This is a genomic window from Flavobacterium sp. N502536 (assembly GCF_025947345.1).
In the GTDB taxonomy this organism is placed as follows: domain Bacteria; phylum Bacteroidota; class Bacteroidia; order Flavobacteriales; family Flavobacteriaceae; genus Flavobacterium.
Map to the genome: position 1 here is coordinate 2,985,827 of NZ_CP110011.1, position 16,204 is coordinate 3,002,030.

The 16,204-nt window shown below is 34.1% G+C and carries 12 protein-coding genes; 6 read left to right on the forward strand and 6 right to left on the reverse strand.

The genetic code is table 11. The features are described 5' to 3' along the window. Window positions 1-244: 244 nt before the first annotated feature. The 4 genes from OLM61_RS12810 to OLM61_RS12825 all read right to left on the reverse strand — a co-directional run bounded on the left by OLM61_RS12810 (window position 245) and on the right by OLM61_RS12825 (window position 6,306). Complete coding sequence (locus tag OLM61_RS12810; RefSeq protein WP_264523043.1) at window positions 245-1,138, reverse strand: glycerophosphodiester phosphodiesterase family protein; 894 nt, start codon at window positions 1,136-1,138, stop codon at window positions 245-247. Window positions 1,139-1,196: 58 nt separating this feature from the next. Further along, window positions 1,197-4,400, reverse strand: coding sequence for a carboxypeptidase regulatory-like domain-containing protein (locus OLM61_RS12815; RefSeq protein ID WP_264523044.1), 3,204 nt, complete (start codon window positions 4,398-4,400; stop codon window positions 1,197-1,199). Window positions 4,401-4,960: 560 nt separating this feature from the next. Continuing rightward, window positions 4,961-5,653 carry a FecR family protein gene (locus tag OLM61_RS12820; protein WP_264523045.1) on the reverse strand — a complete coding sequence of 231 codons (693 nt, stop codon included), beginning with the start codon at window positions 5,651-5,653 and terminating at the stop codon, window positions 4,961-4,963. 98 nt (window positions 5,654-5,751) lie between these two features. After that, window positions 5,752-6,306 carry an RNA polymerase sigma factor gene (locus OLM61_RS12825; protein WP_264523046.1) on the reverse strand — a complete coding sequence of 185 codons (555 nt, stop codon included), beginning with the start codon at window positions 6,304-6,306 and terminating at the stop codon, window positions 5,752-5,754. Window positions 6,307-7,235: 929 nt separating this feature from the next. On the opposite strand from OLM61_RS12825, the gene OLM61_RS12830 reads away from it, so the two are divergent. The 4 genes from OLM61_RS12830 to OLM61_RS12845 all read left to right on the forward strand — a co-directional run bounded on the left by OLM61_RS12830 (window position 7,236) and on the right by OLM61_RS12845 (window position 11,814). Further along, a complete protein-coding gene (locus tag OLM61_RS12830; protein ID WP_264523047.1) occupies window positions 7,236-9,002 on the forward strand; it encodes a glycerophosphodiester phosphodiesterase family protein in 1,767 nt (588 codons plus the stop codon). A 27-nt stretch (window positions 9,003-9,029) separates the two neighbouring features. Next, window positions 9,030-9,782: a hypothetical protein gene (locus tag OLM61_RS12835; RefSeq protein ID WP_264523048.1), complete on the forward strand. Its 753-nt coding sequence runs from the start codon at window positions 9,030-9,032 to the stop codon at window positions 9,780-9,782. 99 nt (window positions 9,783-9,881) lie between these two features. After that, a complete protein-coding gene (locus OLM61_RS12840; RefSeq protein ID WP_264523049.1) occupies window positions 9,882-10,766 on the forward strand; it encodes a hypothetical protein in 885 nt (294 codons plus the stop codon). A 133-nt stretch (window positions 10,767-10,899) separates the two neighbouring features. After that, window positions 10,900-11,814, forward strand: coding sequence for a T9SS type A sorting domain-containing protein (locus OLM61_RS12845; RefSeq protein ID WP_264523050.1), 915 nt, complete (start codon window positions 10,900-10,902; stop codon window positions 11,812-11,814). A 366-nt stretch (window positions 11,815-12,180) separates the two neighbouring features. Here OLM61_RS12845 and OLM61_RS12850 read toward each other — a convergent pair whose 3' ends face one another. After that, complete coding sequence (locus OLM61_RS12850) at window positions 12,181-13,200, reverse strand: proline-specific peptidase family protein (RefSeq protein WP_264523051.1); 1,020 nt, start codon at window positions 13,198-13,200, stop codon at window positions 12,181-12,183. Between the two features lie 278 nt (window positions 13,201-13,478). Between OLM61_RS12850 and OLM61_RS12855 the strand changes: the two genes are divergently transcribed. Both OLM61_RS12855 and OLM61_RS12860 read left to right on the forward strand, forming a co-directional pair. Continuing rightward, window positions 13,479-14,315: a helix-turn-helix domain-containing protein gene (locus OLM61_RS12855; protein WP_264523052.1), complete on the forward strand. Its 837-nt coding sequence runs from the start codon at window positions 13,479-13,481 to the stop codon at window positions 14,313-14,315. A gap of 88 nt (window positions 14,316-14,403) precedes the next feature. Further along, on the forward strand, window positions 14,404-14,949 hold the full coding sequence (locus tag OLM61_RS12860; protein ID WP_264523053.1) for a YbhB/YbcL family Raf kinase inhibitor-like protein: 546 nt from the start codon (window positions 14,404-14,406) through the stop codon (window positions 14,947-14,949). Between the two features lie 492 nt (window positions 14,950-15,441). On the opposite strand, the gene OLM61_RS12865 is transcribed toward OLM61_RS12860, so the two are convergent. After that, a complete protein-coding gene (locus OLM61_RS12865; protein ID WP_264523054.1) occupies window positions 15,442-16,038 on the reverse strand; it encodes a hypothetical protein in 597 nt (198 codons plus the stop codon). Window positions 16,039-16,204: the final 166 nt, after the last annotated feature.

The following is a 16,204-nucleotide window of genomic DNA, read 5'->3' on the forward strand; positions in this document are numbered from 1 at the left end:
TGCTAAAGACCTTTGCGTGCTTCGCGTAAAGCTTTGCGAACCTTGCGGTTAAAAAACTGATCGCGGATGGTGGTGATTCGCTGCGCGAAAACGCGGATTAGAACGGATTTTTTTCTGTTTGTTCTTTATTTTATATCCTTGGCTGATCTACTGTTTTAAAATAGACCGCGAATTGTACTGATTCGCTGCGCGAAAACGCGGATTAAAGCGGATTTTTTTGTGCTGTAGCATTTGGTGCTTTTTGCTAATTTTTTTTTAATGAAAATGTCTTTAAAACATTTTCCAGACTATCAGTGCAAATAATGTCTCCACCATGATCAAATACTTTTTTATAACTTGCTCCCCTTTTTTTTGAATATTCAAGGTCAACACCTCCCTGAGCACTAAATGAAACCATTATTCCCATAGAGTGTATTTGATCATAGAATGTTTTTTCTTTTAACTCATTTGGAGTTAAAGCAATAAGATTTTCAAAAGGCAATCCTGAGTGCTTTATAGTCTCGATATCATCCAAGCTATTAAACCCCAAAGCCAGCATTAATTTAGGATACATTTTGTTTAGTATTATTGCATCATTAAGAGTATAGCAAATAATAATAACATTATCTAATGTTTTTGATTTAACTACCTCTCTCATTAATATTTCGGGGTCAGTCCCTTTTTTCATATCAAGAGCAACAATCATCTTCTTTTTCTTTACAAACTGAAGGATTTTAGATAAAGTGGGAATATGCTCTCCTTTGAGAATTCTTCCGTAAATATCTTTGAGCTCAAAATTATTGAGTTCCTTAAAAGTAAAGTCAGTTAAATTTCCTTTTCCTGTTGTTGTTCGTTCTAAAGTCGCATCATGTAGCATTACTAAAACATGGTCTTTAGTCATGCGCACATCCATTTCCTGTACGATGCATGGAGCTATTTTTTGAGTATACTCTAATGTTTTAAAACCATTATCAGCATAACCTGATATAGGAGCCATTCTATGCCCCATAATTATGGGATAAGTTTTACCGGGTTTCCATTTAAAATAATCCTGAAGGGACTGTTTTTTTTTTCTGCAGCTGTCAGTATAAAAGTTAGAAGCACTGAATAAAAATAATGAGCTGCAAAGAAGTAAGAATGAATAAAAAAAATGTTTCATATTTTAAAATTTAAGAGAACTAATTCCATATTACAATTAGTTCTCTAGTTTGAACCTTTTAGTTAAATGAATATCTTACACCTACCTGTATTCTATAACGTGAATTCAATCCATTATCCTGAATAAACTCTCCTCTTTGTAACAAAGCCGGATTTACCTGAAATGTTGTGGCGCTAAGAGCTGTGATTGGGGTCGTATTTGCAATTGTGTTATATACTCCCCAATTTTTATTGATTAAATTGGTGAAATTTATAATATCAACCGTTACCTGTAAGGTGTTTTTATTTTTAAGTAGTAATCCGCTAAAATCTTGTGAGAATTTTATGTCGGCCTGATAATACCAGGGTAACATGATACCATTCCTTTCGGCAAACTGACCTCTTCTGTTTTTTAAATACTTTGAATTCGAGATAAATCTGTCTAAAGCATCCCATTGTTGTTCAACTGTTGCTGTACTCGAAGCTACCAGATTAATTTGTGATTGATTTTGTGGTACAAAAATTAAGTCATTTGCATTCGACCCATCCTGATTTACATTTCCTGTTCCTCCATAAGCATAAGTTCCTCTTCCTTGTTGCGCTCCCTCAAAGAAAATACCAATACTTGAAGCCATTTTATCCTTAGCATAAGAAATTCTATAATTTAGACTTCCCACTATTCTGTGACGAAGGTCATAATCTGAGTAATTCTTTACGGGTACATTGGGATTTCCGACCACCTGAATAGCATTAAATGCTCCCGACGCTATAGTACTTCTAAGGGGGTATACGTCTTTTGACTCTCCATAAGTATAAGACAATGAGACTGCAAAATCTTTACTAAATTGTTTGCTAATAGACTCTGTTAGAAAGAATTGACTCCCTTTGCTTATATTGTCTAAAACATATGCACCGGTAATATTAGGATTGATGCGGGCTGATGTATATTTCAGTCTTCCATCCGGACTTGTAGTACTTGTATTATAATTTAAGTTTGCATTTCTATAATAAGGAGCATTAATATCGCTGCTGTAAACTGCTTCAATAGATGCGATTATATTTCCCGGAAGTTTAGCATCAAGTCCTAAGGTGCTGCGGAAAGTTTGCGGCAGTTTAAAGTTGGGGGCAATGAAATTTAATTCATAATTGGCGGCCATTTTCCCATCAGTTGGAATATAAGCTCTTGGATCGGGATTAAATGGGTAGGCTGCAGCTTGAGCAGCTGTTGGTGCATTAATTGCTCCCTCGTTGAGACCATTTATAAAACCTGTTTTAATATATACATATGGGATGTTACCTGAAAAGATTCCTGAACCTCCCCTAAGTTGTAGTGTTCTATCTCCTTTTATATCCCAGTTAAAACCAACCCTTGGCGAAATCAAAACAGTTGTACGCGGAGTATTTGTTGTATTGTATTTTTCCAATTCACCTTTAGCATTTTGAAAATTGTAACCAGGAACGGCAGGATTATTTTGAGGGTTGGTCAAAAAAGCAGTAACATCTGCTCTTACTCCTGCTGTTATTTTTAATTTTTCAGTTGGAAAAAACTCATCTTGCATATAAACTCCAAACTGAACAAATTTCGCTTTATCTAAGGTTACAGTACGACCAGGCTGCAACGTATATCCTAATGAATATGCAGTTGGCAATCCTGAACCAGAACTTACCCCCAAAGGTGTTATCGTCCCAATAGGGGCACTATTATAAAAACTAGGTAATGAATTAAAGATAAATGTACCTTGCGGGTTAAAAGTAAATTCATTCAGAAGATCGATTAGCTGGTAACTTATTCCTGTTGAAATTTTATGTTTTCCAAGATTTATAGTGACATCATTTTGTATCTGAAATATTTTCTGATCTACCCGATTGCCACGTGCAGCGTTGTTGGTACCAAATGTATAAGTGTTACCGTTGTCATTAATAATTACCTGTGGAAACAAACTACCAAAATACTTTCTATAATCAGGTAAAGAAGTGTATGATGCAAAAAAACGGTTGCTTACCTTATTACTCAGAGTGCTACTCAATTCAGCAGTAAGTGAATAAATGTCATTATTTCTGGAAGCTCCGTTATTGTTAAAACCAAAACTATTTAAAGCATTCGGTACTCCGGAATCAGCAGAAGCTTTCAATTGATTGTAACGAATATTCATTTTATGTTTGTCGCTAATATTCCAGTCTAATTTTACCAAAAACTTTTTGTTTTCTGTGTACAGGTTATAATTTTGGTAGCTACCTGCATTATAACCATAAGTCGAATTAAGGTAGTTCCCCAGAGCATCTAAATCAGCAGCTTTAATAGTAGCGATATTCCCTCCTGATAAACCTGGTTCTGCTGCCTTAAAAACTGTTCCCGGTCGGGAGCTTTTGGTTTGTTCATAGTTGGCAAAGAAAAATAATTTGTCTTTAATAATAGGGCCGCCTAATCTAAAACCAAAAGTATTCTCTTCAAATTTGGCATTGGTAATTTTGGCATTTTTTACTTTATCTCCTACCATACCCTGATTACGGAAATAATTGTAGACAGAACCTCTAAATTCATTGTCCCCGCTTCTGGTTACGGCATTCACACTGGCGCCCGTGAAACCGCCAATTTTTACATTATAAGGAGACAATTCTACAGAAATCTGATCGATTGCATCTAAGCTTATTGGCTGAGCATTTGCATTACCTCCAGGCAATCCGCCAATTGCTTCCGATCCAAGGCCAAAAGCATTATTAAAAGCTGCACCGTCCACAGAAACATTATTACTTTTACCTCCTTTGCCTAACATCCCTTGTGCTCCTGCCTGTGGGACTAAACGTGTAAAGTCGCTCATACTTCTTGAAATACTAGGCAAAGCATCTAAAGTTGATCTGTCTATTGAAATACCGGAGCCATTTTTATTGCTCGTCATAATTTTATTCCCCTTTTTGCCTTTAACGACTACCTCCTGCAGCTGTGCCGTTTCGTCTTTTAGAACAAGATCTAGGGAAAGGTTTTCTCCCAAAACAACCATGACATCATCAACTATTTCGGGAGTAAACCCGGTATAGCTAACTGTAATTTTGTATGGCCCGCCAACCTTTACGTTTGGCAGATCAAATCTCCCGTCGCTTTTCGTATTGGCAGAATATTTTGCATTAGTCAGCTGATGGACAACGAGTATTGTCGCTCCCAATAAACTAGATGACTTGGAATCGGTTACTTTTCCCGAAATACTTCCTGTGGTTAATCCTTGGGCAAAAATACCTTTTGAGAAGACTACTGTCACAAAAAAGGTGAATAAGAATCTTTTTTTCATAATAAAATTTGGTTATTTAAGTTTTGTATTACATATTAATTGCCTTAAAATGTAGTATATACTCATAACCAATTTATAAATGATAAAAAAAATTAGATGGCTGCTTTCCAACTGAGATAATTAAGTAGCTGAATTTTGTGCAATAAATTATTTGGGAAAAAGATATTTTATACGAAACTGTAATTGCCAAACTAATAATAAAGAAGTGTCCGGAATATATTCTTTGGGTAAATTGTCGGGATATGTCTCAAAACTATTGTACCTAACCGCTTGAATTGGGTTTGTATTGGCGAGGGAATGGGGCTTGATAAGATTTATGCAGTCTGAAGTAAATTGAAAAACAGGTATGCTCTTCAACTTAAATTCATGTAGGATTGTATCATTTATCTGAAGATTAAAAGACAACGGACTACTATTTCGCTCTGTACATCTCTCTTTTTATTTTTTAATTTGTATTGAAGTCTAGTAAGTTAGGGTAAGAATAGATAATAATCTATATTTTCATCGAATGAAATTAAAATTTGACGTTGTAGTGTGCGCTGAGTTGATAAAAAAATCTTCTATAACGGGCTATTAAATTCAATTGTATTTTTGAAAATAGTTTTATGTACTGCAAAATTATTTTTATCATAAATCGCTTCATATCCCGCCAATAGAATAATTTTTTTTCGAAAATTATTTTTTTCATGTATCGATATACTTCCTTCTTCTACATTTACCCTTATAGTCCGAAGATTGTTCTTTTTTAAAATTGTATTGATTTTAAAAATAGTCCCAATGTCTTTGATAACAAGATTTTCTATTGTTACAATAAAAGGCTTTTTAGTATTATGAACAACTGTAAATAATGCGTCTCCTTTAAGGTTGACTTCTCTTTTTGAATTGTTTTTTAAAGATTTTAGATAGCTTATTTGAGAATTCTCTAACAATATAACTTTAGAATTATCAGGTAAAACCAATGCTTTATTTTCGCCTTCGAAAGTCTTAATTACAATTAAATCACTTCGATCTGTATATTGATTCATCCAAAAAATGCCAAAAGCTATCACTACAATAGCAGCGGTATAAAGTAAATTGCGATTAAAATTATTTGCAGTAAAAGGTTTTGGTTCTTTAGAAGGAAAAAGTTTTGTTTTTAACTTTTCATAAATTTTGTTTGAATTAGGGTTACTATAAAGAGTTGTTTCATCATCCCAATATTCATTAAATTTGTTCTTGTCGTTTAAATTATCCTTTTTATCAATTTGTGACATATTAATTGTTTGTCATGATTAGTTACTTTAATTTGTTACATTAGAAAAATAACCTAAAAATACTCATAATTATACTTTGAATAAAAAATCTTCATAGTTTAAAATAGGAGTCCTAATTTAATCAAAACATTTTTAATCTTCTTTTTTGCTCTGAATATTTGATTTTCGACAGTTCTTTTTGAAAGCTCCAATTCCTTGCAAATTTCTTCCGGAGTCATTCCTTTTTTATAATTCATTAAAAAAGTAATTCGTTGTTGATTTGGAAGATTTTCAATCGTTTCTTCTATAAATTTATTTGTTTCCAAAAACGAAATGTCATCTTGTGTTTTATTGTCTGTCGGCAAAGAGTAGGCTTCTAGATCCTTAGACTTGTAATAATGTTTATTTTCTTTTATTTTTTTCAAAATAATTCTTTTGGCAATTGTATACAATAAACCATTAATGGAAAGATCCTCTTTAATAGAATCTCTTTGTTTCCATAATTGTAAAAAACATTCCTGAATTACATCTTCAGCCTCTTCGTTAGTCATTCCCATCCTTTTTGAAACAGTATAAATTTTCAAATGAAAAGAATCAAATAACATTCTAAATGCCTCCTCCGAACCTTCTTTAATTCCTGGTATAAATCGATCGTTATTATAATTTCTGCTCATAAAAATAAATTAATTGTGTTTTAAAGTGATCGCCAGAACATTTAAAAATCAAGAATGAAGTAATTTTAAATCGGGCTCAAGAGACTTATAAACCTGAGAAGAAATTTTAGTTTTGGTATGAAAAATTCCTTCTATCCCAAATGCTTCACTAATTAAAGTCTTTTTGCGGGCTATCGTCGCTGTATATTACATCAACTACCCAATTATAATCGCCTGATGTTCCTGCCAGAAAACTTGCCTCCGGCATTTCCGCAATTTTTTTGCTACTTCATCTTTCAATGTTGCGGGTCTAGTACCTACTTACTATATATACATATGTTCTAAAAACTGACCATATCAGAATCCACACGACCAATAATATGAATGATTTTACTTTTTGATAATGGGGTCAATCTTGTTCTGATTGTACCTATTTAGACGCTACAGGGTGTGTTTGCAATAATTTTAAAAGGAGGTTTTTACATTTTTTTTTGGAGATATTCCAGAATAGCGACACCCGGAATAGCAAAAGCAATTTGATCTAGAGAAATATCTGGTTTAATTGTAAATCTTTTTTTCTTCTGTGTGAGTATATTTTAAACATAAATGCAATAGATAGTAAACTGCAATTATTTTTTTCGAAAGTCAAATATAAACAAAATATATTATTGAAGCCTTATTCTTACAAAAAAAATAAAATTTAAAAATAGAAAACTCATGTTAAAATATGAAAACCATGAAATACAAATACGTTCTGAACTTTATAAAAAGGTTCTTTTATGGAGGTCCCTTCTGAAAAATCTATAGTAATTGTATGATGTTACATTACTTGGTAATATTGAGTACAACTGCGAAATACGATGTAGAAGGAAACAGTGGCTTTGTTGAAAAGCAGATTTTTTTTTAATTATTACACTATAGTTATTATGAGAAACTCAAAAAACAAAAAAATGAAAGTTCTTTTCAGGTTATTAGAAATCCCAATGTTAAGTACGGTATTGATTCTGCTGATGTCATTAGATTTGGCGGGACAGACAATTGTAGGGTCACGAGTTTTTACTTCTCCTGAACCAGGTATAAACGGAGCCACTATTAGCGATATGGTAACGATAGACAGAGATTCGTTGTTTGGTTTGAAACAGAATGTGTCAGGGATTATAGCCACAATGAATGCTCCAACCGGGAAAGTAACAGTTACTGCTAACAGCTATAATTTGGATGGTACTAATCGCGTGCTGTGGAGATGTACTTCTACTCAAACAAGTACGGTGTATTCTGGTCAACAGGATTTTTTTGTTCCTCCAGGATATGGTTTTGGACAGGTAGGCAGTATGCAATCAAAAATATTAGGAATGAACGATTTTGCTAATAGTTATACACCACCAGGTATTATGCCATTAAAAGAAATTATTCTGGTAACTGTCGAAGTATCGATTACGGATGCCACCTTTGTTAAAGCTTATATTCCCGGTATTGGAGAGTATACATTGGATTTCCCCTGGACCCATGCCTGTTTTGGCAAAACTACAGTGGAATGTCAGGCACTGAGAGAATTTAGAAATGGCGATATGAGCAAAGTTATAGTTACGGCACACAGAGGATATTGGGGGTATGGAAATATTGCAGAGGGAGGGATGCAGTCTCTTTTAAATGCCTATCAAAACAATTATCTTTTTGTAGAACTCGACATTATGCAGTCAAAAGATAAAAATGCCATATTGCTTCACGATCAGGAAGTGAACCGAATGACCAATCTTCCGCCTACACCCGATAATGATGAACAGGCTTGGATTAGAAATTTAAATTTTAATAGTACGACAATGAATATCCCAAAGCGCGGAGGTGGTTCGTATCCAAGTTATCCGGAACTGAAAACGGGCTTTTTAGTAGACAGAAGAGGTGAAGTAACGCTCGATCCACTGAATGAACTATCTGTCGCTATGGATTATTTGGTAGATAAGTCTATACTGATACAGCTGGATATTAAAGATAAATATAAAGAAGATTATTTGCTGACAACCTATTTATGTTTGAAAGAGGCGAAAGACAAAGGAGTTTTGCATAAAATGATGTTCAAACCGGGTTCTGCAGCTCCTGTGTCGCGGCAGGAAATACAGGATTACCTGACCCATCCTGATGTAAATCACCCGGAGAACCTTTGGAGTGAATTTGCATATCAAACTTCTTCGGTGGTAATCATACTTCCTACCGATGTAGACAGTCCTTTTGGAGACTCCTATATTGTAGATTCGGTAACTGGTACAATAATTTGGGATCATCTTAAAATACGATTAGATGACTGGATGCAGCTTCCCAGCGTGGTAAGTTTTGAAGTGATATTTAAATGTGAAGAGACGGATCCTCTGCTAACTGCAGGGATACCTGCTCAGGGAAGTATTTATAATGGTCGTTCAATTGCTAAATATATGAAAGACAATAGTTATCGTACCGGAATAAACTGGGAGATACCCTGTGATTGTAGGGGAACATCTAACGGACGGGGTAAGTGGTTCGACAAAAATCAAAAGGTAGAAAAACCGTATCTGACGTATAGCCCTAATTGTTATGATTTAAGATCAAATCCCGAATGGTTGATGAATCCACCAGGATATTCCGAAGATATAAAACCAGGTTCAATAGTCACAGACAGGCCAGATGTCTTTGTAAACATGCTTAAGATGACCAACAGTTTAAACCCTGTAACCTTTAGACAGTAATATTGTGAATTTTAAAAAAAAAGAGAGATGAACCTAATAAATAAAAAAATCGAATTACGAAAACTTCGAAATCTTAGTGATTTATTTCTGGTCTGTATTTTATGGTTTGGGATAGTATTTTTAACTAAGATATATGCCCAGACTCAGGTAATCTCATCAACAGCTACGCCAGATTTTATTATAACCAATGATCCTTCCTTCCCCGGAATTTCGGAATATGGATATTATATTATTCCGGAGCTTGCCGATAAAACAAATTTAGTACAGGGTTTCAAAGCGGAAGTCACTTTTGACGATCTTTTTTTTAATATAACTCCGGGAAGTATTAATGAACTATTTGGGATTGGTTTGTACGATGGTACAAAATTAACCCATCTGATTAATGTTAAGGTTAAAGACGAACAGCTACTGATTTACAGAGCCTTCAAAGGTATCAATCAAGATTTAGCGCTTACTCCCTCCTGGAATCAACATATGATTAGCTATGATCGTGCTTTAAACTTGACTTTTAGACTAAGTATTGATTCATTCTCTATGAAAATATATGTGTACAATCCTCAGAAATATGATCCCACAATGCAAACTTGCGAACTTTTGTTTTGGGGTATGATGGCCTCTTATACAAAAGAACTGATCATGACCAATACGGGTAAACCGGTGTTGATTTTACCGTACAATAGAGAATATTTTGAAGAAGCAACATTTACGAAAACCGGACCGATCAACACTTCGCCACCGGATGCCAATGCTGTAACAGGTGGACCAGTTCCTAATAATTAAAAACAATTAATCTTCTTAATGCACAAACAATTTCGAATTGACAATAATAAATTGCCATTCAACATAGCTAATTTTTTAACCAAATAAAATTAAAATCTTATGGAAATAAAAGTAAACAACTTGGAAAACTGCCAAAGTGTTCTGATGAAAATGATAATCACTATTATTTTGATTTTTGTTATGCATACCTCGTCTAGGGCGCAAGGAGAAATTTTAGAAGGAACAGGTATCATACTCAGAGAAAATTCGGCTGTTGGGGCTGCTGGCATATTATTTGGAGACGAAGCGAACAATAATTTTGATCTTCGAGTTGATAAAGACAGCTTTAGATTGAATAACTTGATAGGACCGGGTCCAACCGACGTTTTTCATATTGACTCTTTTTCAAATCTTGGATTAGGATTAAGTTCTACTGCTAAACCTCAAGCTAAGATTCATGTCTTTGGGAAAGGAAGATTTGAATTTTTTGATAAAAGTACGCCACTACCACATAGCTCAATATTTTTCGACATTAATACAAATAAATCTGGTACTAATGCCTGGATAGGAACGTCATCAAATCATGGCTTATTTATTGGTACTAATAATACCGCTAGTAATATGTATTTGGATACTTTAGATAATGTATTTGTTGGAGACTTTGACTCCTATTCCTTTCCGGAAGCCGAAAAAAAGTATGACCTTTTTGTTAATAAAGGAGTATTGAGTGCCGATTATGCAATGGCACCGGTTAACAACTGGTCAGATCATGTTTTTAGTAACAAGTATCCGCTTGCGAAATTATCAGAAGTTGAAGCCTTTATCAACAAATTCCATCATCTGCCCAATATTCCCTCGGAAGCAGAAGTGAAAGCAAACGGTTACAGCGTACATGAAATGACGACCAAGCTGCTGGAAAAAGTGGAAGAACTTACCTTGTATATTATTAGGCAGCAAAAGGAAATAGAAGAACTGAAAAGTCTTGTGCCAAAAACGAAGAAATAGAATTAAGAAAACATGGACACCCAACGGGTAAAGCAGACTATAACGAATGTTTTAGGTTGAATAGGGGTGCACAGGTATAATAATAGTAGTATTTTTTTTGCGTGATACTTTTTAAAAATAAAATATTAGATAAATGAAAAATAAATTATTCATAGTGTTAATTAGCTTGTTTTGTTTATTGCCTTTTAGAGGACACAGTAAATATCTGACACCTTCTTGTAGTAAAGATTCAATAGTTGATTCCAGTTTAGCGATCTCGATCACTACTACATCGCCCATTTGCAATTACGATACCGGAACAATTTCGTTTACGCCCAATCGCCCAATTCCGCCAAACGTAATCTACGATGTAATGTATCAAGGTGTTCTTACAAGTGTGAAAATCCCTTCTTCAAACGGAATTGTTGTTTTCACAAACCTTGCTGCCGGGACTTATATAGTTGGTTATCGTGATAGTGATCCAGCTTCAGGTTTTAATTTTTCTCCCCTTGCAAATTATACAATAGTGATAAAAGCCGGTAGTGCTGAAGTAAAACCAACAGGAGTGACAGCGCAGGCATTTAGTAAGTCTGTTAATGCTACTGTAGCCAGTTTAGTAACCAACCAAAAAGGTGTTATCTGGTATGATGCTGCTACCGGTGGGAAAGTAATACCTTCATCGACTGTCTTAACCAATGGTACTACTTATTACGGATCTTTAAAAGAGGGTATTTGTGAAAGTTCAACACGATTAGCCGTAATCGTTGAGATCAAAGATTTTAAAACACAAGAAAGAAGTAATAGAATACAGAAAGTTTTGGCTTCGAAGTTTTCAGATTATTTTACTCTTTATCCAAATCCGGTCTCGAATATTTTGAGTGTTAATACAATTCAAGATGTAGAAATACGATCGTTGGCTATTTACGATATTTTGGGACAGTCGGTTATTGAGGTTCTTAATGCGAAATCAGTTACTAATATCGATGTTTCAAAACTTACAAGTGGGAACTATTTTATTAAAGTACAATCAAATAAAGGAAATTCAAGTATGCAATTTATCAAATATTGAGAATATTCTTTAAAAGAGAGCGAGGAGCAGTTTCAATACAAAATTTGAAACATTTTTTCTCTAGGGTAGTTAATAAAATGGAATCCAACCACCCCCAGAACATTCTGATGGTAATTGGAATGTTCTAGGCTAGCTGAGCTAATCTCCATTTTTAACTAACTCTTGAACCTTACCTATCTTATCATCTTATCTGTAGTTGTTAGATCTAAAGCGTGCTTTAGATGGCAATTTTCTTAAGATCGATGGATTTTAAATAATCCTCCGTAATTTCTATCACGCGATAGATTTAGCGGACAGCCCGACCCGGAGGGGAACGCCCTGAGAAAAATTATACCGTAAAACGACACTTAGTTTGGTATTATGTGACTAGAATTTTTGGGTGTTAACATCGTTTATAAATTGAATGACTCCATTCATAAAGACTTTTTGATCGTCCCACATGGCGAGATGACTTCCGTTTGGGCAATATAAATAACGTCCTTTTTTGACCAGTTTACTTTGTTCTTCCATTGCTTTTGGATCCATAGTGTCGTATTTTGCCCCAATCATTAAGGTGGGAATTGTAATTTCATGCAAACGATTTTTGATATCCCACTTGGCTAAACGACCACTTATTCCAAATTCACTTGGGCCCTGCATCAATGTGTAGATTTCATTATTGATGTGTTTGCTGGCACGATTTAGTCCGTCTGGCCATTCTTTTAGTCTGCATAAATGTTTTTGATAAAAATTTGGAAGGAGTAATTCCATATATTGGGGATTACTAAAATCTTTTTTGGCTTCGAGGGCTCTAATTTCGGCTAAGATTTCTGGTTTCATTTGTTTTGAAAGTACTTCGTCGGCATACTTTCCGTAGTCGGGGGCACTGGCCATCATGTTTGAAACCAATAGACCTTTCATGTTTTGTTGGTATTTTAAAGCATATTCCATTGCCAGAATTCCGCCCCATGAATTTCCAAGCACATAAAAATTGCTATTGTCGGCTCCGATCGCTTTGCGAACTTGTTCTACTTCTTCTACAAAGCGTTTTGTAGTCCATAAACTGCTGTCTTTTGGCTGATCGCTATAGTAGGAGCCTAATTGATCGTATTCGTAAAATTCGAAGCCCTCACGTTGAAAAAAGGTCTCGAAACATTCCATATATTCGTGGGTCATAGCGGGACCTCCGTGCAGTAATAGTATTTTTATTTTCGGATTGTTTCCAAAACGTTTTGTCCAGACTTTAAATTCTCCAACCGGCGTTTTTATCGGAATCATTCGAACTCCTGCAGATTCAATATCGGAGTTCTGATTGTAGGTAAAGTAACTGGATAATGTATTGGTTTTTGACTCATTTTTACAAGACAACAGCAGCAAAAGACTAAGGAGGGCAATACTATAACGCATAGTTTTGTTATTAGTGGGTTAGAAAATTAAAAATACGAATTTATTTTTGATTGCTGTTAAAGGGTTTATTATGAGGAGAGTATTTCTGGTTGTGGAATTCCTGCGCAGAAATTTTCGCATTTGATTTGGGTTTTAGGAAGCTAATTTGGAGGTTTTCTCCTGGTAAAATAGTTTATATTTACACATTGTTTTAAAGTAATGCGCAAAAAGCACATTTCAAGTTTGGATATTATACAACAGTAAATAATTGAGGATAAAATCCGTTTCTTTTTATCAATATGAATATACTTACACTGCCTGATGAGTTAAATTTTGAAGGATCAAATCTAATCGAGGTTTATGACTACAATAGCTCTAAAAAGGTTTCGAAACAGCAAATTATTCTGAGTCAGCATGCATTTAGTTTTTTAATGGAAGGAACAAAGGAAGTTGTTTTTGATAATTCGGCTGTGTCGATAGATGCTTCGAAGTTTCTTATGATGCAATCAGGGCCTTGTTTAATGACCGAAAAACTTTCGGATGTTTCTAACTACAGAAGTATTGTTTTATTTTTTTCAAATGAATTGGTTTTGCGATTTATGAGAAAAATGGAGTGGAGTAAAGCGGAAGTAAAAGAATCTAAATCTGTTTATGCTTTTGAATATGATGCATTTCTTAAACGATTTGTAAGTAGTTTAGTGGATATTTCGAAGCTGTCGATAGTGGTTAAAAGTAAATTATTGGAAGTAAAGTTGGAAGAATTACTGCTTTATCTGACGGAGATGCATGGTACCGCATTTCTGTCTTCTTTAACAGCTAACCGTAATGATTCTTCGCAAAAATTTGTTCAGATTATTGAAAGTAGTCATCTGAGTAAATTGTCTTTAAAGGAACTGGCCTTTTTGTGTAATATGAGTGTTTCGACATTTAAACGAGAATTTGAAAAACACTATTCGGAATCACCCATAAAATGGTTTCAAAACAAAAGACTGGAATTTGCCAATTATCTACTTCATAAAGAGCAGAAAAGCCCTTCAGAGGTTTATTTTGAAGTGGGTTACGAAAGTTTATCGAGTTTTACTCAGGCCTATAAATCAAAGTATGGTGTGACGCCGAAACAGGGACAGCTAAAATGAGCTTTTAGCTATAGTTTTTGAGCCTTTAACTTAATTTCTTTTTTGCCTTCACTATTAAATTTGCTTCAAATTCTAAACCACAGAAAAAATGAAAAAAGTAAATGTAATTTTGATAATGTCTCTAATTTTCACAACGACAATTTTTGGACAAAAGACTTTTACGCTCAGCAGTAAAGATTTGGGAGGTGAGGCGACTAAAAAACAGGAGTTTAAGGGATTTGGTTGTACCGGAGAGAATCAGTCTCCTGAATTGTCCTGGAAAAATGCTCCGGCCGGAACAAAAAGTTTTGCCGTGACGATGTACGATCCCGATGCACCTACCGGAAGCGGATTTTGGCACTGGGTTGTATTTGATATTCCTTCGGATGTAAATGAACTGCTGCCTAATGCAGGTAACAAAGATAAATTTGCAATAAAAGGTGCCATCCAAAGCATCACCGATTACGGAATTAAAGGGTTTGGTGGACCTTGCCCGCCAGAGGGGCATGGATTTCATCAATACATTATCACTGTTTACGCTCTTAAAACCGACAAATTGGGACTTGATGAGAATACAAACCCGGCTATTGTAGGGTTTAATCTGTGGAATCAGACGTTGGCTAAAGCCAGTATTATAGCTTATTACAAAAGATAAATACGAATTAATATTTCGAAAAAAAGCAGTATGTTTTGAGTATCCTGCTTTTTTTATCGGGTATCGGTTTCTTTGTTAGTGATATTTCGCCCACTTTGAATTGATTTGCAGAACGGTATTTTTTGTATGGGAAAACTCTAGAATGCTCATCAAGTTTCATAAGAACTCTTGCAGAATAATGTGGAGAAAATAAAGTGTTCCAAAACTAAAGCCCAGCTGATACTTTGTCGAAGCTCTTTGCGGGTGCAAAGTCAGAGACATTTGCGCAGCTTTTCAGTTGAACTCTTCGGAGAGCGGGGCATGTACCTTTAAAATTAGCGCTTTTAGAACATTTAACATTGTGATAAAACCAAAAGCCACTTCCTAAGAAGTGGCTTTTTTGATTTTGGGTAATCCGAAGGTTATTTTATTATTTAAGCGATTTTATACGAATCTCAGATTATCTGTAAGTATTATCTGCAATATTGCTAACCATCAACATATCTTTTTACATTATCCACATTTAGCTAGTTTAAGACTTAATTCTGACATAGATAAGCTTTTCGTAAATTTATTGTTATTATGGAATTTTTTCTTCAATAAATCCCATTTATTTTTTTCAATTCCAAATGCATTGTTATTGAAATCTAACAAATCATTTTCATCCATATAAAAAGTTGCAAGAATTTTTGAAAAATAATTTAAACAGTCTTTTTTAAACTTTATATTAACATTCTTTCTTAAAAATATTTCATCTAATAAATCTATTTCAAGATATTTATAAGTAAAACCAATCAATGAATAAAAAGAAAAAGAATTTGTAAAATTTTCTATCAGCAACGATAAATCATCATATTCAATTTTTTCCCATAATTCAGGTAAACAAATAAATAATTGTACTGTATAGGTTGTACTATTATTCTCCAAATTATAAAATATAAACTCTAATTTGTCAGCTTTTAGTATTTTTTCCAAATAATGATGCTCTTCAATAAAAAATCTGTCAATTGGAAAATAATGTTCAACACTTTTTAAAGAATGAGATGATAGTTGATTAGCTAAATCTTTAGTTTTTTCTTCTACAATAATTTTTTTATAGGTCTTATTCATATGTTTTAAGTTTTGTTTTGAGACATTAACCGCTGTACAAGTGTCTCTAACTTTTCGCCAATTTACAAATATGCAATTTAAAACGAATAAGTCGCAAAGCCTCTGACTTTAAAACTAAAATGCTAGATGCATTTCCTGAAAAGGAATAATTAAAACAATATTAAGA